This is a genomic window from Bacillus sp. FSL L8-0152 (genome assembly GCF_038006365.1).
GTDB lineage: Bacteria > Bacillota > Bacilli > Bacillales > Bacillaceae_G > Bacillus_A > Bacillus_A cereus.
Map to the genome: position 1 here is coordinate 2,047,743 of NZ_JBBOVB010000001.1, position 23,879 is coordinate 2,071,621.

Sequence of the window (23,879 nt, forward strand, 5' to 3'; positions counted from 1 at the left end):
TTATAGCTCCTTTTTAATATCTAGTTTATGTACAGCAACTTTTTTGACTTGATGTCCATCAATTTCTAATACTTTAAATTGAAAACCAGCATATTCAATGGAATAACCAGCTTCAATATTTAAGTCAACTGCTTGAGAGAGAAGCCATCCTCCAATTGTATCTAAATCACTATCATCAATATGTAGGCCAAACATATCATTTACTTCAGAAATGAGCACCTTTCCATCTAAAACAGTAAGCTTAGGTGTACGCTTTTCAATCATAGGTGATTCATCCGCATCGAATTCATCTTGAATTTCTCCAATGATTTCTTCAAGAATATCTTCCATCGTTAAAAGTCCGGCAGTGCCACCATATTCATCCATAACGATTGCCATCTGAACGCGATTTTTTTGAAGATGGACTAACGTTTTACGAATTGGAACTGTTTCAAATACTGTTAAAACAGGATGTATATAAGATTCAAGTGGTTTATAAATACCTTTCGTTTGATCATGGAATACTTCTTTCGTATTAATCATCCCGATGATATCATCTTTATCTTTTTCAATGATTGGATAGCGTGTATATTTTTCAGTTGCGACGATATCCATATTTTCTTCTAACGTATTTTCAGTAGATAAGCAAATCATTTCGGTACGAGGAACCATTATTTCTTTCGCAACTCGATCATCAAATTCAAAAATGTTATTTACATATTTATATTCGGTTTGGTTTATTTCACCGCTTTTAAAACTTTCACCTAAAATGAGTCGCAATTCCTCTTCAGAATGAGCAAGTTCATTTTCTTTGGCAGGTTCTAATCCGAGTAGTTTTGTGAAAAATATAGCTGCACTATTGAGTAACCAAATAAATGGATACATAATTTTATCAAATAAAATAAGAGGTTTTGCAAATTTGAGTGTGATTGCTTCTGCTTTTTGAATTGCGAAAGACTTTGGAACTAACTCACCTAATACAACGTGGAAAAATGTAATAACACTAAAAGCAATAACAAAAGATAAAGTGTTAGCCATTGTTCCAGTAATATTAATTTTTTCAAAGAGCGGTCGTAGTATATGTTCCACAGTCGGTTCACCAAGCCAACCAAGCCCTAAAGAAGTGATCGTAATCCCGAGCTGACAAGCTGATAAATAAACATCTAAATTAGATAGGACGCTTCTTGCAGCTAAAGCTTGTTTATTACCTTCATTTGCAAGTTGGTCAATTCGACTTTTTCGTACTTTTACAACAGCGAATTCTGATGCAACGAAAAAGCCAGAAATAAGAATAAGTACAAAGATGAGAAAAATATTTAATATGTCCAAGTGTGTTCTCCATTCCAAGGTTTGGAATAAAGATGTCACCTCCTGCAATTATGTTATACTTTTATAATAAATCCAAATGAAAAGAATAGTCAAAGGAAAAGGGCAAATATTGGTATGTTTCTGTAATAGTTTTTGAATTTGCTGTTATTTTGTCCGCTATACAAAAGGAATAACCCCCTACTTTTAGATTATAGAGGGTTAGTTCAATTAAGGTTTTGGAACACTTCTCGTTAAAGTGTATGACTGTTGCTTGGAGTAGTTTGTGGTCCATAGTGTTTGAAGGAAAGAAAGTATGCTATATGGGATATAGAGTAGTAATAAGCCGATTGTAACAATTATGGGTGAATTTCCGCCAAATTGAACGATAAATTGTAACAGTCCACTTGCATGAAAAACGCATTCCATAAAAACGAATGAAAGAATGATGGAACCTAAAATTGATTTATGGTTCGAAGTAAGCGCCAAAAACAATGTATCCACAAGAAAAGAATCATGTTTTATTTCATATTCATTTGTGTTTTTCAAGAAAGGAATCCATTTTTTTACTGCTTGCATAACGATAATCATGGAAGTACTACATACGATGATAAAAGATGAGTAGTAAGGAAGGTTTATAAATTGTGCGACGTATAGGAGTAGTAATAAGACTGAACATTGTAATACTACAGTGCAAAAAGAGTAAGGTATCCAATTCAATACAGTAGTAAACTTTTTAAACGAGTTAGGTACTTTGAAAAATAAATGGCCGATACCCAAACTTATGAAAAATCCGATCGCAAGGGTAAAAGTAAAACGAACAATCGATATAAAATATATTTCCCATATGTAAGGGAATAATGGTGTTGAATGATTAGAAGTATGTATCATTTGATTTGCTGAGAAAAAGATAGATTCATGCATCCAATCAACCTTTGGAATTGATATAGAAGAAAGCTGTGCGAAGTTTTGAAAAATGCTAATAAATCCATTTTGATAAGAGTAATTGTGTGTAATAAAAAGAGCTGGAATAGGACTTATGGCAAAAATAACAATAACACCAATTATAAATTTACATATATGTGAGCGTAATAAGGACATATAAACCACCTACTCTTAGAATATTCAGAAAATTCTTATTCTTATTTTAGCCGTTTTTGGAGCAAGTTACAATATATTTTTCTTCATGTATGGGCATATGGATAATTTTAAATTGTATTTAGAAATCTATTTTTTGTGTGGAATGAAGAGAATGTAGGGAAATGTCGAAAGGATTAAATAGATTTTTAAAATTGGAAAGTGATACCATAAAATTAAACGATGTTTAAATCGTTGTTTAACTGATACATTCTAGAGGGGGAGATAAATTGGGAGGGAATGAAAACGTATCAACGAAAAAAAAGATTTTAAATACAACATTGGAATTAATTAAAAAAGAAGGTTTTGAAAAGGTAACGATAAGAAAAATTGCAGCATTGTCAGATATAAATATAGCGCTAGTAAATTACCATTTTGGTTCAAAAGAAAAGTTAATTAGTGAGACGATTAGAGTTTTATTAATTAGCTTTCAAGGCACTTTTTCTATTTTAGATAATATTACAGTGCCAGCAAAAGAAAGATTAAAAATATTTTTATTGGATTATGTACTAGTAATTCGGCAATATCCGGAGTTAGTTAGGAAGATTATTGCAATGGGAACTACGGTATTTACATCTCAATACGAATATGGGGATTTTTTGAAGAGGCTAGGTTTCAGTAAAGTGAAGAATATTTTGAGCGAGATAACAAATGAAACGGATCGGGAAATTTTAATGATGATGACGGTGCAAATATTTGGATCCATTTTTCTTCCCACATTAATGATGCCAATTCTCGAATCAGGGGCAGATATAAAAGTACCATCTGTAGAAAAACAGATTGATTTCCTATTTGAACGCTATTTTTATAAAAATTGAGATAGTGGGTGATAGAGGTGGCTAGTTTCTTTAGAAAGCATTGGTGTGATATAGGGTTAGTTGTCGCTATTATTGTCGTTGTTTCTTTAGTCGCGAATTTGGGAGAAATGAGTGAAATAAAAGTACTGTTAGGGTTAAGTTTTGTGGCCATTTTAGTGCATCAATTTGAAGAGTATCGTTGGCCAGGTTATTTTGCTGGTCTGTTTAATGTAGTTATATTTAAAAGTGATATACCAGACCGCTATCCATTAAATACGCAATCTGCTATGGTAATAAATATTTTGATTGCTTATGTTTTTTATTTACTCCCGGTTTTTTTTCAAAATATAATATGGCTTGGGTTGGCACCTATTTTAATGGGATTTTTTCAATTCATATGGCATGGTATTTTTGCGAATATAAAAGCTAAAACAATATATAATCCGGGATTAGGTGCGGTTGTATTACTACATGTTCCAATTGGTTATGTATATATGAGGTATATTCTTTTACACAATCTGGCTACAAATTTGGATTGGTTATTTGGGGTGATCTACTTTCTAATAGCTACCTATTTTTTAATTATAAAAGGAAATATGTTAATGAAAAGTAAGGAGACAAATTATTACTTTTCTAAAAAACAATTAGGTCCGTACAATGATACATTGAAGTGATTCAGAATTCAGAGGGAGGGTTTTGGATGCGGAAGAAAGTGCAAGTGAAGGATTCATGAATAAATTATGACAAGAAAATGAATAATTTTCAGAAAAATAAAATAAATTATTTATTTTTTTCTGAAAATATAATATAGTTATGGCACAGAAAGTATTTTAACATAAGGAGGCTTTTTATGAGGATTAAAGGGAATTACGTGCCAAAAAGGGAAGTTTTACTGTGCTCAAGTTCGATTACGATAGGGGAAGCGTTAGAGCATTTAAATAAAACGGGGTATCGTTGTGTACCAGTTTTAGATGAAAAAAAAGAGAAATTTTTAGGGAATATATATAAAGTAGATATTTTAGAATATAAAGGATCACTTGACGAGAGTGTAATGCAATTATTAAACGATAAAGAGGGATTTGTGAGAGAAGATTCTTCTTTCTTTAAAGTATTTTTTACAATAAAAAAATTGCCTTATTTATCAGTAGTTGACGAAAAAGGGGTTTTCCTTGGAATTTTAACGCATAAAAAAGTTTTTGAGTTATTAGAGGATGCTTGGGGCGTTCACTCTAGTAAATACTCTGTCATGATTGGAACGCAAGACTATAATGGAGCAATCCAAAAGTTATCGACAGTTTTAAAGAAATACACTGGTATTCAAAGTTTGATGACTTTTGATAATGATGCCTTATTAGTTCGTAGAATTATGTTTACATTAGGAGAAGAGTTTAACGACGGTGAATTAGAGACATTATTGAAAGATTTAGAAGATCACGGATTTAGAGTTGTATATGTGGAAGAGATGAAAAATCCACGTGAAGTTGAAACGATAGAGTAACATACAAAAGCCATCTAATTATCTTGAAGTGCACCCCAATTGTTAGACACAGTCTAACAATTGGAGGTGCATTTTTTATGGTTAAATTTTCTTCAAAAGAAAAAATCCAAGCGGTGAAACGATATTTAGATGGTACAGAAAGTGGAAAAATAATTGCTAAATCTATAGGAGTTAACCCTAGCGTACTTCGTGAGTGGATTAGACGATATGAGTCTTCAGGTGAAAAGGCCTTTGAAAAGTGCTATACATTCTACCCAGCCCAGTATAAACTAGATGTACTTTATTATATGAATGAACACGGGACATCTATCAGAGAAACAGCGGCACTTTTCAATATACCGTCTTATGAAACACTTCGGAAATGGAAAATAGCTTATGAAACAGGAGGATTGGATGCCCTACAATCAAAGAAAAAGGGGCGTCCAACCATGAAAGATAAAAAAATAAAACCAGTAGATGAAGGATCAATCGAAGCCTTACAAGCGGAAAATGAGCGTTTACGTATGGAAAATGCATATTTAAAAAAGTTGAATGCCTTAGTTCAAAACAAAGAAAAATCACCAAACAAGACAAAGCGCAAGTAATCTACGAGTTAAGGCATGAATTTCCTATCAAGGAGTTACTTCAACTCGCAAACATTCCACGTAGTACGTACTATTACTGGATGAAACATTTTAATCGTCCTGATCCAAATACGGAGGTAAAAGAACTGATTCAAGCTATTTATAATGAACACGATGGGTGTTATGGTTATCGTCGTATTCGTGATGAGCTTATGAATCGTGGACACAAAGTAAATCATAAAAAAGTATATCGCCTTATGAAAGAATTAGGGTTAAAATGTCTGGTTCGTATGAAAAAATATCGCTCTTACAAAGGGACAGTTGGGAAAATTGCGCCAAATATTTTAAATCGCAACTTCCAAGCTGAAAAACCAAATGAAAAGTGGGTTACAGATATTACGGAGTTTAAGTTATTTGGGGAGAAGTTATACCTATCACCAATGTTGGATTTATTTAATGGTGAAATTATCACGTATACAATTAGTTCCAGACCGACCTATTCCCTTGTTTCAACGATGTTGGACCAAGCCCTTTATTGTGTAACCGATCCGGATAAACTCCTCATTCACTCTGATCAAGGTTGGCACTATCAAATGAAACAATACCGCCATTCTCTTAAGAATTGTGGCATAACTCAAAGTATGTCTCGCAAAGGAAACTGTTATGACAATGCCGTTATTGAAAATTTCTTCAGTATTATGAAATCGGAATTTCTGTATCGAAAAGAATTTGAAAGTATAACACATTTCAAACAAGAATTAGCAAAGTATATAGAATACTATAATCATAAAAGAATTAAGGCAAAATTAAAGGGTATGAGCCCAGTACAATACCGGGCTCATACCCTAGAGGCTGCCTAATGAAACGACCTGTCTAACTTTCGGGGGTCACTTCATCTTGGATGGCTTTTGTTATGTTACGTGTATAAAGTTATTTTAAAATAACGACAAGATAATAGGTGAGATTATAACAATATTTGTGTAAGAGAATAAAAAATGTAGATAATTTCGATTTTCAAAAAAATCAATTTGAAAATATGTTTTTATTTTGCAACTAAATATGTTACTATATGTGTGATAAAAACAAAGAGGTCTGACAACTATACTCCACGTAATAACACTCTAATGATTTAAAAATTCAAAAAACTCAAAATTCAAAAATAACAATTGTATTAATGATTAGAGTAAAAATAAGGGGAATGGAGAAATTATGGAGAAAGACACTGCTTTGTAAGGGGCATATTTTATCATCTTGAGCAGAGAGGAGGATGCATAGCATATTGTAAAATATAGAGATAAACAATGAAAAAATGCTATGCAAATGAAGAGCATGAAGGGACGTTTAAGGCCAGGTGATACGGTAGCAATTGGTTTAATGCTATTTGCATTATTTTTAGGAGCAGGAAATTTAATTTTCCCGCCAGTTTTAGGTCAACAAGCAGGAGAGAATGTTTGGATTGCTACAATAGGATTCCTTGTAACGGGAGTCGGATTACCCCTACTAGCTGTAACAGCTGTCGCGTTTGTAGAGGGGGACTTGAAAGCGCTATCTTCTAGAGTCCACCCTATATTTGCGTTTATTTTCCCATTGATTAGTTATTTAGCAATTGGACCATTTTTCGCGATTCCTCGTACTGGAGCTGTTTCGTTTGAAATGGGTATGAAGCCGTTTTTATCAGAGGCAATGGTTTCAGAGTGGTACATGCTATTTCTTTTCACGATAGTTTTCTTCGGAATAACGTGGTATTTATCATTAAATCCATCTAAATTAGTGGATTGGTTTGGAAAGTTTCTTACACCATTATTAGTATTAATTGTCGCTGTTATTGTCGGAAAGGCAATTATTGATCCAATTGGAGAGCCAGCTGCGCCGTTAGCTGCTTACAAAGAAAATGCTTTCTTTGGTGGATTTATTCAAGGATATTTAACGATGGATGCAATTAGTGCTCTCGTATTTGGGATTGTCGTTGTACAAGTTATCCGCTCTAAAGGGATAAAAGAGAGTAGTCAAATTGCAAAAATAACAGTCGTATCAGGTATTATTGCTGTACTTGGTTTAACGTTAATTTATTTATCACTTGCTTATCTTGGTTCAACAAGTACATCACTTGGTATTTCAGAAAACGGTGGTCTTATTTTAACGAATGTTGTAAATGAGCTATATGGGACGAGTGGTAAAATTTTATTAGGGCTTGTTATTATACTCGCTTGTTTAACAACTTCTGTTGGGTTAACATCTGCGTGTGCGGGTTTCTTTACAAACTTATTCCCAAAACTTTCGCATAAAACGATTGTAACAATGGTATGTGTATTTAGTTTAATTGTATCTAACCTAGGTTTAACACAATTAATCGCAGTAACATTACCTGTGTTAATGATCATTTATCCAGTTGCAATTGTATTAATCGTACTTTCGTATTTCCATAAGTGGATTGGGAAGCGTAATACAATTTATATTGGAGCTATTTTAGGTGCATTGTTAATTAGTTTCTTTAACGGTTTAGAAAGTGCGAAAATTAAAATTGACGCAATTTCTAATGTACTACAAATGTTACCGTTATATAACGAAGGAATCGGATGGTTAATTCCATCATGTATTGGCGGGATTCTCGGTTTCTTCTTCTATAAATCAAATGAATCAAGTGAATTACAAAAGAAAGGTGCTTAGGCACCTTTCTTTTTTTGAAGGGGATTTTTGTATTTTGTCTAAGTAATAATTGGGGGGAATGATAAATGGCTAATTTTGAAGATTTTTTAAATTTGGATTTGAGAATTGGAACTGTAATACATGCAGAGGAATTTAAAGAAGCGAGAGTACCAGCGATTAAACTAGCAATAGATTTTGGAGAAATCGGGATAAAGCAGTCAAGTGCCCAAATTACGAAAAGGTACAGTCCAGAAGGTTTAGTCGGTCAACAAATCGTTGCGGTTGTAAACTTTCCACCGAAGCGTGTAGCTGGATTCAAATCAGAAGTGCTTGTGCTTGGCGGCGTTCCTGAAGCTGATGATGTTGTGTTGCTTCAGCCTAATATGGAATTGCCAAATGGAACGAAAATTAGCTAGGGTGAAGGTAGGGGCTAATATGGATATCGGACGAGAATATTTACAATGTGCGATTTCGAACTTTAAAGCAACAAAGAAGCAAGGGGAACGGGCACTTTCTCAATTATCATATGAACAAATACAATGGTATTCTCATGAAGAAACAAATAGTATAGCGATTATTATAAAGCATCTGCACGGTAATATGCGTTCTAGATGGACGGATTTTTTAACGTCTGATGGTGAAAAAACAGATCGTAATCGAGATGGTGAATTTGAGGGATGCTATCATTCAAAAGAAGAAGCCCTTATAGCTTGGCAAGAAGGATGGAAATATGTTTTTAATACGATGAATACTTTAACACCGGAACACTTATTGAAGACGGTATACATTCGCGGTGAAGCACATACTGTCATGCAAGCAATTGAAAGGCAAATTTCCCATTATGCATTGCATATTGGTCAGATTATTTACATTGGGAAGATGTTAAAAGAAAATGAGTGGGAATGTTTAAGTATTCCGAGAGGTCAGTCTGCACGTTATGTAGAGAAAAAACGTTCCACATAATAATAAGAAAGAAACCGATAAAAAATGGGAAAAAAGAGAATCAGCCAAATAATAGACGGTTCTGTAATCATAAGAATGCTGCCAAAAATAAGTCCATACATAATAAGAAAGAAATTGAAAAGTGTATTCACAGGGATAAATCGTGGGACGAACACTTGCTGTCGTTTAAAACAATCACTGTGAAATAAATAAAAGCGGAAGTACCATGTGGCGGTAATAAGATCTTTCTTTCTCACAATTCTTTTTTTGCATGTATGACAGATAAATGTTGGTTGCATTTCATTACGCTCCATTTTTTATTTTTATAATAATGTGAGACATAAGTAGGTACAACGTGTATGTTCCTATATACGCTCCTGCAATAAGGAAAAATGGATTCAGTAAAATCCCATGAATGCTCGTCATGAAAACTAAATCTTGTATTAAAACATCGTATATATTAATGGAAATAATTGTACCGAGTACATACAGTGCCAAGTACGCAGAAATATGTAGTACAATAAAGACTTTTGGATGCTTAGCGGACAAATAAAAAATGAATGATAGAGCGATTGGTAATATTCCTATTAATAGCTTCAATTCATTTCACCTCATTAACAATATAGCCGAAATTTTAACGGTCTATTCTCTAGGGCTTGTACATAACTTGAAATAGAGAGGTGATAGTATGAATCGGGGCTTTTTTTTTATGAAGTTTACAAGTATGCGTAAGTTAGTTTTATTTGTTATTACTACAGTGCTAGCGACTTTTTTTCTTATTAGTATGATGGTAACCTCTATGAAAGAGACGAAGTCAACGTATTTATATAATTGGTTAAATGAGTTATCGATGAATGGTTACATGTATGTACTTGGAAAAGAGAATCATTATTTTACACAGGAGTATCGAAAGTTGAATCAAGATTTTTCAATTTCTTCTTTTCTCTTTTCTATGGCTACAAATATTCGCTTTAATGATGTACGCAGTTTTGTCGGGAAAGAGCTACCCGGGTTTGGTAAGTACGATACAGAAATTGTTATTGCGGGTGAGGGCACAAACTATTCTAACTTACCGATAGAGTCGAGTGTACCTCTTGAAGAAGTAGTGAAAGAACGGACTAGTGGAACTGGACAAGCACCTAAACAAGATACGAATAAAGAGAAAAAACAGCCGTCCCAAACGACCGGGAAAAGACAAGTTGCGTTTATTTATCATACACATAGCTGGGAATCTTATTTACCTTTACTTAACTTAACGAATGACCCGAATCCGAATAAAGCAACGAGTTCTGTATCGAATATTTCTATATTAGGAGATCGTTTCCGTGAACAACTAGAAGGTGAAGGGATTGGAGCTACTAACGATAAGAGTGATGTTGGTCAAAAGTTAATAAGTAAGGGTTTAAACAGTAATAGTTCGTATAAAATGTCACGAGAAATTGTGCAGCAAGCTATGGCTGGAAATAAAGATCTTCAATACTTTTTTGATTTGCATCGTGATAGTGCTCGAAAGAATGTAACGACAAAAACAATTGGAGATAAATCATATGCGAAGCTTGCATTTGTAGTAGGGAAAGGAAATAAAAATTATGAAAAAAACTTACAATTAGCGACAGCTTTACATGAGGCGATTAATAAGAAATATCCAGGAGTGAGTCGTGGGGTCATTCAAAAAGGTTTTCAAACAGGAAATGGAATCTATAATCAAGATTTATCAGGACAAGCGATATTAATAGAAGTTGGCGGTGTAGATAATACGGAGGAAGAATTGAATCGATCAATTGATGCACTTGCTAAAGCATTTGGTGAATATTTTTGGCAGGCAGAAAAAGTGAATGGATAAAGTGAAACTTGAATTAGCCAGGGTATCTATCGATAATTATTAGCTCACTTCAATCTTGGAAAAGCGTAAGTGTAATGCTTACGTTTTTTGTGTTGGTTTGAAATGTGGATAGCAAGATGTCACAAAATGGACATGATTAATAATTATTATAGCGATATCGAAATTTGTCTAATTATAATAGGAGAATTAGAAAGGGATTTTTGAAATGGCAGAGAAAATCTTTTTACAAGGAAAATTTTTATATTATGAAATTGATAGGGTGATTTAGGTGATTAGGGAGATCAAAGTAGAAGATGCAGCATCATTTTTGCAATTAAGTAAGCAATTAGATGAAGAAACGAAGTTTATGTTATATGAACCAGGAGAAAGGAAAACTACAGCTGAGCAACAAGAAAAAATGATCCAGCGATTTATAGAAAATGAATATGCAACAATATTTGTAGCAGTTGAAGATGAGAGAATAATAGGTTTTATATTAGTGAATGGAAATAACATTCAAAGAAAGAGGCATGTGGCAAGCATTGTAATTGGTATTTTGCAAGAGTATAACGGGCGAGGTATTGGGACGAGATTGTTTAAAGAGGTTGAGAAGTGGGCAAAATTACATGATGTATGGCGTTTAGAATTAACAGTAATGGCCCACAATACAAGAGCTCAGGCACTATATAAAAAAGCTGGATTTGAGAAAGAAGGTGTCAAAAAAGCTGCTCTTATTATCGATGGAAAGGACATCGATGAGTATGAAATGGCCAAATTATTAAAATAAGAGGTCGTTATATGAAAAAAAGATGGGCACTACTCGGTATCGTAGCTGCAATAATTATTGTTGGAGTAGCAGGAATCAATTATAAAATGTATAAGGATAAGCAGGCGCGGGAAGTAAGTGTAAATAGTATATTTCCAAAAGCGAAAGAAACGATTGCTAATATGGATGGGGATATTGCGGTAATTAATAATCCGAATTCAATGCTTGTACTTGTGAATAAAAGTAGGCGTTTACCAGATGGTTATAGACCGCCAGATTTAGTTATTCCGAAAGTGCGCTACTCTAGTGAAGGTGATCAAGAAAAGAAAAAGATGAGAAAAGAGGCAGCGAGGGCGCTTGAGGAAATGTTCCAGCAAGCTAACAACGAGCGTATTTTCCTTTTTGCAGTTTCTGGATTTAGATCCTTTGATCGACAAAAAGCATTAAATACGATGTATAAAAAACAAGATGGGGAAGCAAAAACAGCAATGTCTAGCGCGGTTCCTGGCACAAGTGAGCATCAAACTGGATTAGCTATGGATATTACGTCTCAATCTGCTAAATTTCAGTTAGAGACGTTTTTTGGGGAAACGAAAGAAGGTCAGTGGCTTTCTGAAAATGCCCATAAATTTGGTTTTGTGATTCGATACACAAAAGCGAAAGAAACGATTACGGGCTATCGGTATGAACCATGGCACGTAAGGTATGTGGGAAATCCACAAGCTACATATTTGTATGATAATCAACTGACGCTTGAAGAAGTAACAGAGTAAATGATTGAGGGGAGAGACGTATAATGACGATGTTATATAAGAAAAAAGTACATGCATATATTACAAGAGAAAAAGAGGGGGTTATGCAATTACTGGTTTTTAAACATCGTGATATACATGAAGCTGGTATTCAAGTGCCAGGGGGAACGGTTGATGAAGGTGAAACGTTAGAAGCGGCTATATTGCGTGAAGTACAGGAAGAATCCGGATTACGTCATTTATGTATAGAGCGTTTTTTAGCAGATTACATTATACATGTGAAGGAAAAACAGGAATATGAAAAACGTCACTTTTTTCATGTAACTTTACTAACTGATGTAAAAGATACATGGGAACATATAGTAAGTGCTGGTGAGAAAGATCAAGGTTTAGCGTTTAGCTACGAATGGGTTAATATTGCAAAATGCCCTGAATTAGCAGGGAAACAAGGAGAGTTTTTACACTTATTGGATGAGATATATGTAAAGTAATAAAAGAGTCTGAAGCGAAAGTTCATTCGTTTCAGACTCTTTTTATTTTTTGGGAAATTAAAGGCTTTTTGAATAGATAAATTGAATTTCTTTAAAGGAATATTAGTTTGGAATAGTTGGGGTGAAAAGATGAAAAAGTAAGAGTTATACGCAAAAAAGTTGCTATAAGGGAGAATATAAATGGAGATTCAGTTTAATCCAGTATTAAAAAAAGAATTAACAATTCATGATATACAAACCGAAATGGAATCTGGGCAGTTAACTTCAAAGGAATTAGTGATGTATTATCTTCATAGAATCGCAAAGTATGACCAAGACGGACCGGAAATTAATTCTATTTTAGAAATCAATCCAGATGCTATTTTTATTGCAGAAGCGTTAGATTATGAAAGAAAGACAAAAGGTATAAGGGGTCCATTACATGGTATACCTGTTTTGCTTAAAGACAATATTGAAACGAATGACTCCATGCATACAAGTGCAGGTACGATTGCTCTAGAACAAAATATAAGCAGTGAAGATGCATTTCTCGTTACAAAATTACGAGAAGCCGGAGCAGTAATAATAGGAAAAACAAATATGACAGAATTAGCAAATGCAATGTCTTTTGAAATGTGGGCTGGATATAGTGCAAGAGGTGGTCAAACAATCAATCCATACGGAACAGGCAAGGACCATATGTTTGTTGGCGGATCTAGTACAGGATCTGCGATAGCAGTTGCCGCTAACTTTACAGTAGTATCTATTGGGACAGAAACCGATGCTTCTATTTTGAGCCCCGCTGTTCAAAATTCTGTAGTAGGTATTAAACCGACTGTCGGTTTAATTAGTCGTAGAGGAATTATTCCATTTACTTATTCGCAAGATACAGCTGGACCATTTGCTAGAACGGTAACAGATGCTGCTATTTTGCTAGGGAGTTTAATTGGAGTAGATGAGAAAGATGTTGTTACTCATAGAAGTGAAGGTAGGGCAGAGCAGGATTATACAAAATATCTTAATGTTAATGGCTTAAATGGAGCGAAGATTGGTGTGTTTAACGATGCACCAAAAGATTATTACGAAAATGGTGAGTATGATGAAATCTTGTTTAAGGAAACGATCCAAGTATTACGTAATGAAGGAGCGACAGTAGTAGAAAATATTAATATTCCTTCTTTTCATAGAGAATGGAGTTGGGGAGTGCCGCTTTATGAACTGAAGCATAGTTTAGATAACTATCTTTCTAAATTACCTTCTACTATTCCGGTACATTCTATTTCGGAGTTAATGGAGTTTAATAAAAACATAGCAGAAAGAGCTTTAAAATATGGACAAACTAAGTTAGAGGGAAGAAAAGATTTTCCTAATACGTTACGAAATCCAGAATATTTAAATGCAAGATTAGAAGATATATATTTTTCACAAGAACAAGGCATTGATTTTGCATTGGAAAAATATAATCTTGATGCGATACTGTTTCCTTCCTATATAGCTTCTACTATATGTGCGAAAGCGGGTTATCCGTCTATAGCAATACCTGCAGGATATATGGAAAGCGGGAGACCTTTTGGAATTACGATTGCAAGTACTGCCTTTAGTGAAGGGATGTTAATTAAGCTAGCTTACGCTTTTGAACAGGCGACAAAACATAGAAAAATCCCAAACTTGTCATGAATAGAATAAATAAAAAGGACAGGGAATGCCTGTCCTTTTTGTTTTAGTGATTAAAGTGAAATATCGTTCTGCTCTGTTTTATGATATTTTAATAAACTAAAAGATAAACAAGCGGAACATAAAATAAGAATAGATGCGATGATATAAATTGTACGAACACCGAACATATCAGTAATAATGCCAACGCTAAGCATAGAAAGACCAGAAGCTGTTGAAAGAAGGGCGCCATGTGCTGTATACATTTTTGATAATAAAGAAAGGGTGACACTTGATTGTAAAACAGTCGTTTGAGAAATATCTCTAATTTGATAACATGGTCCCATTAGAACACATAGAAAAAGCGCAATAAATCCGCTGCTCGTCATACCATATAAAAATGTAAGAATGCTAAATATAAGAGAGCCAATCGACATAGATCGTATTAAATTGTTTTGAATATAGGAACTCATTTTCCATGCTAATAGACCACCGATTAACGTGCCAACATAATAACTTGTATTAATATATCCCCACCATTCTTCGCCTTTATGAAGAATAGTCGTAACATATGCCATCGTAATAGCACCAATCCATATTGTCCCGGCGAAAGTTTCAATTAAGTCCATATATGTAACGGTACGGAGAGAAGGATTTTGAAATAAGAGTTTCCAACCTTCCGATAAAGCAGTACTTTTTGAAGAGGGAGGATCTGCTATTCGTTCAGTATGTATGGTACGTAATGAAAAGTGTAATGCAATACATCCAAAAATCATTAACATGTTATTAATCATGAGTGTAGATGTAGCGCCAATGAGAAGAACGATAACACTCGTAAATGAATAAGCGGCGGCTTGCGCAATTTGTGTTGAAAAGGAAAAGATACTATTTACTTTTACTAATTTTTCTTTCGGTGTAAGGCGCGGAAGAATGCTGTATAGTAATGGAGCGCTCCATCCACTACATAATGAAATGAAAAAAATAAAAGTTAATAGAGCTATAATGTTTGTGGATAAGACCGGAAACAAAATCATTAATAATAGTAAAAAGACTGTTTTTAGCCATTGTAGCGTATATAACAACGTATAAGACGGAAAACGATTTATTATTAGTGGTGCAAAGATGTTAGCAATTAGATTTGTGATAACTTGTAATAATGGAAAAAGAGCAGTAATAGTAGCTGATTTAGTTGCTATATAAATATGAGTTGTAATAATCATTACATATACGATGTCAGCGAGAGTAATGCATGTTTTGGAACCTAAGTAGTAGGTTAGTGACAGGTTTCTCAATAAGAATAACACCTCTATAAAAATAGTATTTAGTAATTAGAATAATTGTAATTTAAAAAATGAAATTTTTAAAGAATTTAATTTTTTGTCACTTTTTGAAAGGAATTTTCATGTATAATGAAGAATATATTGATATAGTATTATATTAATAATCATAGTAACAGTGAGTATGTACAATAGCTTGTAGCAAACGCCCAAGTGTAAGAAAGGGCGGATAAACCATTCTTTTCTTCATATACATATAGAAAATGAGAAAGAAAGTGAGGGTTGCATATGGCTGCTTGGGTAATTTGGTTTATAATAGCTGGTATTTTATTTATTGCAGAAATGTTGTCGATTACATTTTACATGCTTTGGCTTGGAATTGGAGCTGTTGTCGGAGGTCTTATTGCTTTGTTTGCTCCTGATGCACTACTGTTACAAGTTACTGTTGGCGCAATTATAAGTTTAACTTTGACATTCTTTACGAAAAGAATTTCAAAAAACTTTCGAGAAGCAAAAGGTTTTACGGATACAGTAGATATGCTTGTTGGTAAAAAAGGGATTGTTATGCAAGCGATTACAAATGAAGCGAATGGTATTGTGAAGGTGGATGGAGATACTTGGACAGCTATTGCAGATTCTTCAATTGATGCTGGAGAAAAAGTCGTTGTTATAAAGAGGCATAGTACTATATTACAAGTAAAAAAGGAGAGTGAATAAATATGGTAGCATTAACGTTAACGATTATATTCGCACTAATTGTAGTTACATTTATCGCATTAACAATTAAAATTATTCCTCAGCAAAAAGTTGGGGTTGTTGAAAGATTTGGTAAGTTTCAACGTATCATGCACCCAGGATTAAATATTTTAATCCCAATTGTAGATCGTGTTCGTGTATATCACGACTTACGTATTCAACAAACGAATGTACCACCGCAAAAAGTAATTACGAAAGATAATGTTCAAGTAGAAATAGATACAATTATTTTCTATCAAATTGTTGAACCAGAACTTGCGACATATGGTATTTCAAACTATGAATATGGTGTTCGTAATATTACTTCAGCAACGATGCGTCAAATTATCGGTAAAATGGAACTGGATGAAACGTTATCTGGTCGTGAAAAAATTTCAACAGAAATCCGCTTAGCGCTTGATGAAGCAACAGAAAAATGGGGCGTACGTATTGAACGTGTCGAAGTTGTTGATATTAACCCGCCAAAAGATGTGCAAGCATCAATGGAAAAACAAATGAAGGCTGAGCGTAATAAACGTGCAATTATTTTAGAAGCTGAAGCAGCAAAACAAGATAAAGTTCTTCGTGCTGAAGGGGAAAAGCAAAGTAAAATCTTGATGGCTGAAGGGGATAAAGAAGCGCGTATTCGCGAAGCTGAAGGTATAAGAGAAGCAAAAGAATTAGAGGCACAAGGGGAAGCGCGAGCAATTGAAGAAATCGCAAAAGCAGAACAAAACCGTATTGAATTGCTTCGTGAAGCGAATTTGGATGAGCGCATACTTGCTTACAAATCATTCGAATCATTAGCTGAAGTTGCAAAAGGACCAGCAAATAAAGTCTTTATTCCGTCTAATGCAATTGAAACACTTGGTACTCTTGGGGCAATTGGAGAAATATTTAAAGAAAAACAAGCGAAGAAACTACCTTCAAATGATACAGGAAAAGAACAATAAAAGTGAGGAAGAGAAATGGGATGCCATTTCTCTTTTTTTGTGCGTATATTCCGAAAAGCTTGTACATATCCATGTATAAAGAAGGTGATGCAGTGAAAAAGTATGCAACTCGAATACATGGGAAGAAATTAATTTCGTTACTCCTTTTATATGCGCTAATAGTAATTATAATAGCGTCGATTTTGACGTCACTTTTACATACAATGAAATCGAATTATGCAAATCAATGGTTTGGAAAAGTATCGATGCAAGGTTTTGTTCAAATGATAGAAAGTGAGAATCACTATTACGGATTTGATTATTTTAAGCAGAATAAAAGAGAGTCAGTTGGGAATTTAATGTTCTCTATTGCGACAGATTTGAAAATTAAAGATTTAAGAACATTCGTCGGTAAAGAAGTACCTGGTATGTCAAAGTATTATTCTAATATTATCGTAGCTGGGGAAGGGACAAACTTGACGAATATCCCAAATGAATCTAGTGTACCGATTGAAGAAGTAACGAAAGAACGGGAAGTAGCAAAAGATAAAGTTACAGAAGCGGAAAAGAATAATCCGGTTCAGAAAAAGAACGGAGCGAAAAAAGGTGAAAGTGCAGTATATATTTATCATACACATAGCTGGGAATCCTTCTTTCCATTATTACCAGGGGCAACTGATCCATCTAGCCCAGATGTAAATGTGTCCTTACTAGGAAAACGTATGAAGGAACAACTTGAGGGGCAAGGAATTCCAGTAATTCACGATAAAACGAATATGGGTGATTTATTAGCGAGTAAAAAGTGGGTATGGTATCAGTCATATAAAGCATCTCATGAATATGTAAAAGGAGCATTAGCACAAAATAATAAAATTGCGTTTCCGATTGATATACATCGTGATGATCAGCGTAAGAAAGTAACAACAAAAGTAATTAATGGAAAATCGTATGCAAGATTATATTTTATTATTGGGATGGAAAATGAAGGCCGTGCTGAAAATGAAAAAATTGCAAGAGCGATCAATAGTTATTTAGATGAAAACTATTACGGATTAAGTAGAGGGATTTTTCCGAAGTATAAAAAAGATGGAAATGGCGTTTATAACCAAGATCTATCGAAAAATGCGATGTTAATTGAAGTTGGTGGTGTTGATAATACGTTAGATGAATTATATAACACAATTGATGTGTTAACAGAAGCGTTTAGTAAATATTATTGGAATGATGCGGAAAAAGTGAATGGATGAGGGACGGGAGACCGTTCCTTTTTATTTTGAAATCTTAAAATGTGATATAATAGAATTTTGTGAATGTTAAATAAAGGGGGAGAGAGAAACATGCAAATACTACTAATACGCCACGGAGAATCAGAAGCTGATATTTTACATGTGCATGAAGGACGAGCTGATTTTGAGTTGACTGACAAAGGGAGACGACAAGTACAAAGACTTGTACAGAAAGTGAAAAAAGATTTTGCACCAGATTTCATTTGGGCAAGCACATTAAAACGCGCTCGCGAAACGGGTGAAACATTAGCAGAAGCAATTGGTTGTCCAATTCAATTAGAAGAGGAATTAATGGAGTTTAATAATGGAATACAAGCTGGTTTATCATTTGAAGAAGCAAAGAAATATCCAGAGCCAAAGTTTCTTCATGACCGTTTTGAAAACGGAGAGTCATTTATTGAGTTCCGAATGAGAATAGAAGGGATTTTTTCTAAAATTATGACAGAGAATACATATGATCGAATTGCAATTGTTGCCCATGGAGGCGTAATTAATAGTCTATTACGTGCATTTTTCAAAATGCCAATTTCAATGGACTACTATTTCAAAATGGGAGATACGGGAATAAGTTTAATTGAAATTGAGGGTGAACAAAAAACGGTGCATTTCATTAATGATACGAATCATTTGGACGGGATGTAAAGACTTATGTACAAAGTTGCATTTTTTGATGTTGATGGTACGCTTTTAAGCGAGATTGATAGAAGTATGCACGAAAGTACAAAAGAAGCGGTACAAAGATTAATAGATAAGGGGATTCACGTAGTTGTTACAACAGGGAGACCATATAGTTTATGCTCACAATTTAAGGGGCTAGGCATAAAAACGTATATTTCTGCAAATGGTGCACATATAAAATGTGGGGAAAAAGTTATACATAAATCAGTACTTTCAAGCGAAATCGTTCATGATATTTCAATTTTTGCTGAATTACATGGTCACAGTGTTTCTTACTTTACAGAAGAATTTGCAATGAATGATATTGCCTCCAAAGATGAACGTGTCATACGAGCGTTAAATGAAACTTTAAATTTAGAGAGGTATCCTGACAGAGTTAAAAACTTGTCAGATGAGATGTATTGCATATGTCTGTATGCTGATGAAGCAGAAGCTCAAAAATTCATTGAAAGATATCCAGCACTTACGTTTGACCGTTTTCATGGTTACGTTATGAATGTATTGGAAGATAGTAAAGTATCGAAGCTAACTGCAATTCAAAAAGTATTGGAACATTTAAATATTAGTAAATCAGAAGCCATTGCTTTTGGTGATGGTGGAAATGATATTGAGATGTTGCAGTATGTAGGATTAGGAGTTGCGATGGGAAATGGTGGAGAGGAGTTGAAGAGAAGGGCTGATTTCGTTACAACGAAGGCGAGTGAAGGCGGAATTTCTTATGCCTTAAAGAAGTTGCACATTATTTAAAACGGATAGCTAGTCAGTGTGAAAAATCCTGTTTTAATAATAGGATTTTTTTGTTCAACAATGTGCTTGCAATAAAAGGAAAAATATGAGTATAATGAGAAAGTAATTAGGTAAGCTAATCATTTAATGAGAAAGGAGAGTGAAGATGAATGGATTCAAGAAAAGATTCTCTTCCTTTAGGGATTGAGCCGTACGCAGAGTTAATCAAAAAGACAGCATCAGCGGAAACGGATCCAATCGCAGCAAAACTTGGTTTGTTAATGTTATGGACGTCTGATAATGTTCTTGATGCGGTTGACGTAGATTTAGCTCCGCTTGGTATTTCAGAGAGTAAATTAGATTTTTTACTATTGTTTATTTTGCGTGAAATGGAAGCGAATCGGGAAGAGGTGAACATGAGTCCTTCGGATATTGCGAGTCGATTAGGGATTACACGTGCTTCTGTCACTGGCTTATTAGATTGGATGGAGAAACGAGAGTTAATCGTAAGATTCCACCATTCTGAAGATCGAAGAAGATTAAAGGTGAAAATTACTCCGAAAGGAAAAGAACTAGTTACACATTCTTTACCAACTTTTTGGTTATCTTGCGCTTCGTTAGTTGATGGCTTTAATCAAGAAGAGCGTCAAGTTTTAGAAAAGTTATTAAATAAAATGCAAACAACTATGCAGGTGAAATTAGGAGAAGGTAGGTAAATAAGTTGATTATGAAGATCAACTTATTTATTTGGACATATAATTAGCTTGCCTTATTATATGCTTAACTAACTTTATGAACGGTGATAATTTTTGCTATGTAATTAAAATAAATAAGAGTTAAAGGAATGCTATTTTAGTAATTTAGAGAGTTTAAACTAATAAAAACAAATCGTAATAAGGGAGAGAGTTTATGATGGAAATAGGAAAGGAAGTAAATAGTGAAAAGAATTATACAATAATGACAGCAGTATTATGTTGGTCGGGTATGGTAGTTATGTCTAGCCTATATGTAACAATACCTTTAATCTCTCTATTTTCAAACATTTTTAATACGTCATTAGCACAATCGGCAGCTACAGGAAGTATATTTTCTGTTGGCTTTGCTATAGGGTGTTTGTTATTTGGGGCAATTTCTGATAAATATGGACGAAAAAAAGTGATTTTTATTGGATTGCTTGCACTGTCGATTGTTTCTTTTTGCTTAGGGTTTGTAGATAGTTTATTTTGGCTTGTTATTTTTAGAGGTATACAAGGGATAGCAGCAGCTACATTTTCTCCAGTAGCGCTAGCCTACGTTGTAGAAATGTTCCCAGTAGAAAGAAGGGTTACAACAATAGGATTTGTTAGTACTGGTTTTTTAGTAGCTGGAATTGTAGGACAGGTAATAAGTACTGCTGTTAGTCAGCATTTTGGATGGCATATGGTTTTCTTTCTTCTTAGCATTGTCTATATAAGTACTGCTATATGGGTTTATTATTCTCTTCCGAAAGGAGAGACGTCTCAATCCTATACTGATATTTTGGGGCCAATTAAACAGATGGGTAAAGTTTTTACAAATAAAAGCTTAGTATTAAGCTATATAATTGCATTTGTTTTATTAATGGCTTTTGTTAATATGTATACTGTTTTAGGGAATTATTTGAGCTCTCCTACTTACAATTTAACTGCAGAACAAATTCTTTATTTTCGCTTAGCGGGGCTATTTGGTATGTTGCTGTCACCGCTTGCAGGTCGTTTAACGAAGAGGTTTGAAGTAAGAAAAGTTCTTCAGGGAGGATTGTTGATCGCTATTTTTAGTCTAAGTTCAATGGGATTTGTTTCGTATCTATCTCTACTTGTAATGATGAGTGTCTGTTTTGTAATAGGTATTGCTATATCCGTTCCGTCTTTAGTTTCTCTTGTAGGTCAATTAGGAGGGAAAGCGAGGGGAATAGCGGTATCTATTTATACTTTTATTTTATTTTTAGGTACTAGTATAGGACCTATCATTTCTATTTATCTAATGAAAATAGGAGGGTATGCTCAAACATTTATTTTATTAGGAATGCTACTTTTTATTGGTTTTGTAGCTTCTCTATTTATAATTAATGAATAAGTGGAAAATCACTCAAATAAAGGAATGCGAGGATCTTTCATATGCTCACATAATAAAAGATGAATTTGTCCACGATGATGATAAAAGTGTGCAACGATTTCAAGTAACCATTCAAAGCGCGAATAAGAAATACCCCAATAGGCAGTCATAACTTCTGCTAATTCTATTTGGGAGTAGGAAAGAAATGTTTTGGAGAGAAGGTTGTATCCTTCAATCATCGTTTGTTGCATTTGAGCAACTGTTACGGGCGTATGTTCTATATAAAAGGTATGTAATTCTTTTTCTGGAATACCATTTAAAATGAGCAAATCAGCATGACAAATAAGAGAAAGATGTGTACACATTTCAAATAATGATCGTTTTGAGTGAATCGGTTGTATTTTTAAATCGTTTTCACTATATTGGTTAAGCATATAAATAGAAGTATCAATAGCAACTTTTAGTTGATGTAATGCAGAGTGAACAAACATTGTAATTCTCCTCGTCTCCGTATATAATAGTTTCTTGAGGATATTATATCATACTCAAAATTCCGAAAATTCTAGTAGTTTGACTAGCATAATGAAAAGTATTATATTGTAAAAGGTCATATGAAACGTGAAATAGAATGGAATGCAATTATTGAGTTAGGAGTTAGACCAATGAGTTTGAAATATGGAAGAGATACAATTGTAGAAATTGACTTAAATGCTGTAAAACATAATGTAAAAGAATTTAAAAAACATGTAAATGATGAAGAAATTAAGATGATGGCTGCTGTAAAAGCGAATGGGTATGGCCATGGGGCAGTTGAAGTTGCCAAAGCTGCAATTGAAGCTGGAATAAATCAACTTGCAGTTGCATTTGTAGATGAAGCAATAGAATTAAGAGAAGCAGGAATTACTGTGCCGATTTTAATTTTAGGATACACACCAGTAGCGGCTGTAGAAGATGTAATTCAATATGACGTTATGATGACTGTTTATAGAGTAGAAGATTTACATGGTATAAATGAAATTGCAAACCGTCTTCAAAAGAAAGTACAAATTCAAGTGAAAATTGATACAGGAATGAGTCGTATCGGTTTACAAGAAGAAGAAGTTAAACCATTTTTAGAAGAATTAAACCGTATGGAGTATATAGAAGTAGTAGGGATATTTACGCATTACTCTACGGCAGATGAAATCGATAAATCATATACGAATATGCAAACAAGTTTATTTGAAAAAGCTGTTAATACAGCGAAAGAATTAGGAATTCAAATACCATATATTCATAGTTCAAATAGTGCAGGATCAATGGAATTAAGTAACACATTTCAAAATATGGTGCGCGTTGGAATAGGAGTGTACGGTATGTATCCATCAAAAGAGGTGGATCATTCAGTCGTTTCTTTACAGCCTGCGTTGTCGTTAAAATCAAAAGTGGCTCATATTAAACATGCGAAGAAAAATCGTGGTGTAAGTTATGGGAATACGTATGTAACAACTGGTGAAGAATGGATTGCGACTGTACCAATTGGTTATGCTGATGGTTATAATCGTCAATTATCTAATAAAGGCTATGCGTTAATTAACGGGGTTCGAGTACCTGTAATTGGCCGTGTTTGTATGGATCAGTTAATGTTGGATGTTTCAAAAGCGATGCCAGTACAAGTAGGAGACGAAGTAGTATTCTACGGTAAACAAGGTGAAGAAAATATCACAGTAGAAGAAATAGCGGATATGTTAAGTACAATAAACTATGAAGTTACATGTATGCTAGATAGAAGAATTCCGCGTGTTTATAAAGAAAATGACGAAACAACTGCAGTTGTAAATATATTAAGAAAAAACTGAATCA

26 protein-coding genes are annotated in these 23,879 nt (G+C 34.0%); 20 read left to right on the plus strand and 6 right to left on the minus strand.

The window, feature by feature from the left end:
• Together MHH27_RS10440 and MHH27_RS10445 are read right to left on the minus strand one after the other, a co-directional pair.
• A complete protein-coding gene (locus MHH27_RS10440) occupies positions 1-1,308 on the minus strand; it encodes a hemolysin family protein (RefSeq protein WP_340942442.1) in 1,308 nt (435 codons plus the stop codon).
• 207 nt (positions 1,309-1,515) lie between these two features.
• Positions 1,516-2,385 (minus strand): hypothetical protein, encoded by an 870-nt coding sequence (locus MHH27_RS10445; RefSeq protein WP_000055272.1) that lies wholly within the window; start codon positions 2,383-2,385, stop codon positions 1,516-1,518.
• 266 nt (positions 2,386-2,651) lie between these two features.
• On the opposite strand from MHH27_RS10445, the gene MHH27_RS10450 reads away from it, so the two are divergent.
• The 7 genes from MHH27_RS10450 (at position 2,652) to MHH27_RS10480 (ending at position 8,888) form a co-directional block, all read left to right on the plus strand.
• Positions 2,652-3,239, plus strand: a complete 588-nt coding sequence (locus MHH27_RS10450; protein ID WP_089170849.1) for a TetR/AcrR family transcriptional regulator — start codon at positions 2,652-2,654, stop codon at positions 3,237-3,239.
• Positions 3,240-3,247: 8 nt separating this feature from the next.
• Positions 3,248-3,892, plus strand: coding sequence for an HXXEE domain-containing protein (locus MHH27_RS10455; protein WP_003270331.1), 645 nt, complete (start codon positions 3,248-3,250; stop codon positions 3,890-3,892).
• A gap of 176 nt (positions 3,893-4,068) precedes the next feature.
• Positions 4,069-4,716, plus strand: a complete 648-nt coding sequence (cbpA, locus tag MHH27_RS10460) for a cyclic di-AMP binding protein CbpA (protein WP_001220528.1) — start codon at positions 4,069-4,071, stop codon at positions 4,714-4,716.
• Between the two features lie 77 nt (positions 4,717-4,793).
• A protein-coding gene (locus MHH27_RS10465) for an IS3-like element ISBth10 family transposase (protein ID WP_340942444.1) occupies positions 4,794-6,139 on the plus strand; the annotation gives its coding sequence in 2 pieces (ribosomal slippage) (positions 4,794-5,235 and positions 5,235-6,139; 1,347 coding nt in all).
• A gap of 469 nt (positions 6,140-6,608) precedes the next feature.
• Entirely contained in the window at positions 6,609-7,946 is a 1,338-nt protein-coding gene (gene brnQ4 / locus MHH27_RS10470) for a branched-chain amino acid transport system II carrier protein BrnQ4 (protein ID WP_011110049.1), read from the plus strand.
• Positions 7,947-8,011: 65 nt separating this feature from the next.
• Positions 8,012-8,341 carry a chaperone CsaA gene (csaA, locus tag MHH27_RS10475; RefSeq protein WP_340942446.1) on the plus strand — a complete coding sequence of 110 codons (330 nt, stop codon included), beginning with the start codon at positions 8,012-8,014 and terminating at the stop codon, positions 8,339-8,341.
• Positions 8,322-8,888: a DUF1572 domain-containing protein gene (locus MHH27_RS10480; RefSeq protein WP_139213214.1), complete on the plus strand. Its 567-nt coding sequence runs from the start codon at positions 8,322-8,324 to the stop codon at positions 8,886-8,888. The genes csaA and MHH27_RS10480 overlap by 20 nt, the downstream gene beginning before the upstream one ends.
• Here the strand turns inward: MHH27_RS10480 and MHH27_RS10485 are convergent.
• Together MHH27_RS10485 and MHH27_RS10490 are read right to left on the minus strand one after the other, a co-directional pair.
• Positions 8,861-9,166: a permease gene (locus MHH27_RS10485; RefSeq protein WP_139213215.1), complete on the minus strand. Its 306-nt coding sequence runs from the start codon at positions 9,164-9,166 to the stop codon at positions 8,861-8,863. The two genes, MHH27_RS10480 and MHH27_RS10485, sit on opposite strands and share 28 nt — an antisense overlap.
• Before the next feature lie 4 nt (positions 9,167-9,170).
• On the minus strand, positions 9,171-9,467 hold the full coding sequence (locus MHH27_RS10490; protein WP_090976262.1) for a hypothetical protein: 297 nt from the start codon (positions 9,465-9,467) through the stop codon (positions 9,171-9,173).
• Positions 9,468-9,555: 88 nt separating this feature from the next.
• Here MHH27_RS10490 and spoIIP (MHH27_RS10495) point away from each other — a divergent pair, with 88 nt between their 5' ends.
• The 5 genes from spoIIP (MHH27_RS10495) to MHH27_RS10515 all read left to right on the plus strand — a co-directional run bounded on the left by spoIIP (MHH27_RS10495) (position 9,556) and on the right by MHH27_RS10515 (position 14,354).
• On the plus strand, positions 9,556-10,710 hold the full coding sequence (gene spoIIP / locus MHH27_RS10495; protein WP_001079282.1) for a stage II sporulation protein P: 1,155 nt from the start codon (positions 9,556-9,558) through the stop codon (positions 10,708-10,710).
• A 268-nt stretch (positions 10,711-10,978) separates the two neighbouring features.
• Positions 10,979-11,476 (plus strand): GNAT family N-acetyltransferase, encoded by a 498-nt coding sequence (locus tag MHH27_RS10500; RefSeq protein ID WP_002093964.1) that lies wholly within the window; start codon positions 10,979-10,981, stop codon positions 11,474-11,476.
• 11 nt (positions 11,477-11,487) lie between these two features.
• Positions 11,488-12,228, plus strand: a complete 741-nt coding sequence (locus MHH27_RS10505) for a M15 family metallopeptidase (protein ID WP_090976264.1) — start codon at positions 11,488-11,490, stop codon at positions 12,226-12,228.
• Positions 12,229-12,251: 23 nt separating this feature from the next.
• Entirely contained in the window at positions 12,252-12,698 is a 447-nt protein-coding gene (locus tag MHH27_RS10510) for an NUDIX hydrolase (protein WP_016512975.1), read from the plus strand.
• 180 nt (positions 12,699-12,878) lie between these two features.
• The gene (locus MHH27_RS10515) at positions 12,879-14,354 is read left to right on the plus strand and encodes an amidase family protein (protein ID WP_097925305.1); all 1,476 of its coding nucleotides are present in this window, start codon (positions 12,879-12,881) and stop codon (positions 14,352-14,354) included.
• 50 nt (positions 14,355-14,404) lie between these two features.
• Here MHH27_RS10515 and MHH27_RS10520 read toward each other — a convergent pair whose 3' ends face one another.
• Positions 14,405-15,622: an MFS transporter gene (locus MHH27_RS10520; protein ID WP_340942452.1), complete on the minus strand. Its 1,218-nt coding sequence runs from the start codon at positions 15,620-15,622 to the stop codon at positions 14,405-14,407.
• A 273-nt stretch (positions 15,623-15,895) separates the two neighbouring features.
• Between MHH27_RS10520 and MHH27_RS10525 the strand changes: the two genes are divergently transcribed.
• The 7 genes from MHH27_RS10525 (at position 15,896) to MHH27_RS10555 (ending at position 22,058) form a co-directional block, all read left to right on the plus strand.
• Complete coding sequence (locus MHH27_RS10525; protein ID WP_000741971.1) at positions 15,896-16,324, plus strand: NfeD family protein; 429 nt, start codon at positions 15,896-15,898, stop codon at positions 16,322-16,324.
• A gap of 2 nt (positions 16,325-16,326) precedes the next feature.
• Positions 16,327-17,295 carry an SPFH domain-containing protein gene (locus MHH27_RS10530; RefSeq protein ID WP_000226254.1) on the plus strand — a complete coding sequence of 323 codons (969 nt, stop codon included), beginning with the start codon at positions 16,327-16,329 and terminating at the stop codon, positions 17,293-17,295.
• 20 nt (positions 17,296-17,315) lie between these two features.
• Complete coding sequence (gene spoIIP / locus MHH27_RS10535) at positions 17,316-18,521, plus strand: stage II sporulation protein P (protein ID WP_307838012.1); 1,206 nt, start codon at positions 17,316-17,318, stop codon at positions 18,519-18,521.
• Between the two features lie 90 nt (positions 18,522-18,611).
• Complete coding sequence (locus MHH27_RS10540; RefSeq protein WP_001166441.1) at positions 18,612-19,202, plus strand: histidine phosphatase family protein; 591 nt, start codon at positions 18,612-18,614, stop codon at positions 19,200-19,202.
• A gap of 6 nt (positions 19,203-19,208) precedes the next feature.
• Positions 19,209-19,985, plus strand: coding sequence for a Cof-type HAD-IIB family hydrolase (locus MHH27_RS10545; protein ID WP_098250458.1), 777 nt, complete (start codon positions 19,209-19,211; stop codon positions 19,983-19,985).
• Between the two features lie 149 nt (positions 19,986-20,134).
• Positions 20,135-20,680, plus strand: coding sequence for a MarR family winged helix-turn-helix transcriptional regulator (locus tag MHH27_RS10550; RefSeq protein WP_090976270.1), 546 nt, complete (start codon positions 20,135-20,137; stop codon positions 20,678-20,680).
• A gap of 196 nt (positions 20,681-20,876) precedes the next feature.
• A complete protein-coding gene (locus tag MHH27_RS10555; protein ID WP_023521758.1) occupies positions 20,877-22,058 on the plus strand; it encodes an MFS transporter in 1,182 nt (393 codons plus the stop codon).
• An 8-nt stretch (positions 22,059-22,066) separates the two neighbouring features.
• Here MHH27_RS10555 and MHH27_RS10560 read toward each other — a convergent pair whose 3' ends face one another.
• Positions 22,067-22,528, minus strand: coding sequence for a DinB family protein (locus MHH27_RS10560; RefSeq protein ID WP_340942456.1), 462 nt, complete (start codon positions 22,526-22,528; stop codon positions 22,067-22,069).
• Between the two features lie 171 nt (positions 22,529-22,699).
• Between MHH27_RS10560 and alr the strand changes: the two genes are divergently transcribed.
• Positions 22,700-23,875, plus strand: coding sequence for an alanine racemase (gene alr, locus MHH27_RS10565; protein ID WP_002093966.1), 1,176 nt, complete (start codon positions 22,700-22,702; stop codon positions 23,873-23,875).
• Positions 23,876-23,879 lie beyond the last annotated feature (4 nt).

Coding starts and splice junctions, on each gene's coding strand:
- MHH27_RS10540 (WP_001166441.1), top strand. CDS start 18,612: ATGCAAATACTACTAATACGCCACGGAGAATCAGAAGCTGATATTTTA.
- MHH27_RS10480 (WP_139213214.1), top strand. CDS start 8,322: ATGGAACGAAAATTAGCTAGGGTGAAGGTAGGGGCTAATATGGATATC.
- MHH27_RS10555 (WP_023521758.1), top strand. CDS start 20,877: ATGGAAATAGGAAAGGAAGTAAATAGTGAAAAGAATTATACAATAATG.
- MHH27_RS10545 (WP_098250458.1), top strand. CDS start 19,209: ATGTACAAAGTTGCATTTTTTGATGTTGATGGTACGCTTTTAAGCGAG.
- MHH27_RS10510 (WP_016512975.1), top strand. CDS start 12,252: ATGACGATGTTATATAAGAAAAAAGTACATGCATATATTACAAGAGAA.
- MHH27_RS10515 (WP_097925305.1), top strand. CDS start 12,879: ATGGAGATTCAGTTTAATCCAGTATTAAAAAAAGAATTAACAATTCAT.
- MHH27_RS10445 (WP_000055272.1), bottom strand. CDS start 2,385: ATGTCCTTATTACGCTCACATATATGTAAATTTATAATTGGTGTTATT.
- MHH27_RS10485 (WP_139213215.1), bottom strand. CDS start 9,166: ATGCAACCAACATTTATCTGTCATACATGCAAAAAAAGAATTGTGAGA.
- MHH27_RS10530 (WP_000226254.1), top strand. CDS start 16,327: ATGGTAGCATTAACGTTAACGATTATATTCGCACTAATTGTAGTTACA.
- brnQ4 (WP_011110049.1), top strand. CDS start 6,609: ATGAAGGGACGTTTAAGGCCAGGTGATACGGTAGCAATTGGTTTAATG.
- spoIIP (WP_001079282.1), top strand. CDS start 9,556: ATGAATCGGGGCTTTTTTTTTATGAAGTTTACAAGTATGCGTAAGTTA.
- MHH27_RS10505 (WP_090976264.1), top strand. CDS start 11,488: ATGAAAAAAAGATGGGCACTACTCGGTATCGTAGCTGCAATAATTATT.
- MHH27_RS10560 (WP_340942456.1), bottom strand. CDS start 22,528: ATGTTTGTTCACTCTGCATTACATCAACTAAAAGTTGCTATTGATACT.
- MHH27_RS10550 (WP_090976270.1), top strand. CDS start 20,135: ATGGATTCAAGAAAAGATTCTCTTCCTTTAGGGATTGAGCCGTACGCA.
- cbpA (WP_001220528.1), top strand. CDS start 4,069: ATGAGGATTAAAGGGAATTACGTGCCAAAAAGGGAAGTTTTACTGTGC.
- csaA (WP_340942446.1), top strand. CDS start 8,012: ATGGCTAATTTTGAAGATTTTTTAAATTTGGATTTGAGAATTGGAACT.
- spoIIP (WP_307838012.1), top strand. CDS start 17,316: ATGCCATTTCTCTTTTTTTGTGCGTATATTCCGAAAAGCTTGTACATA.
- MHH27_RS10525 (WP_000741971.1), top strand. CDS start 15,896: ATGGCTGCTTGGGTAATTTGGTTTATAATAGCTGGTATTTTATTTATT.
- alr (WP_002093966.1), top strand. CDS start 22,700: ATGAGTTTGAAATATGGAAGAGATACAATTGTAGAAATTGACTTAAAT.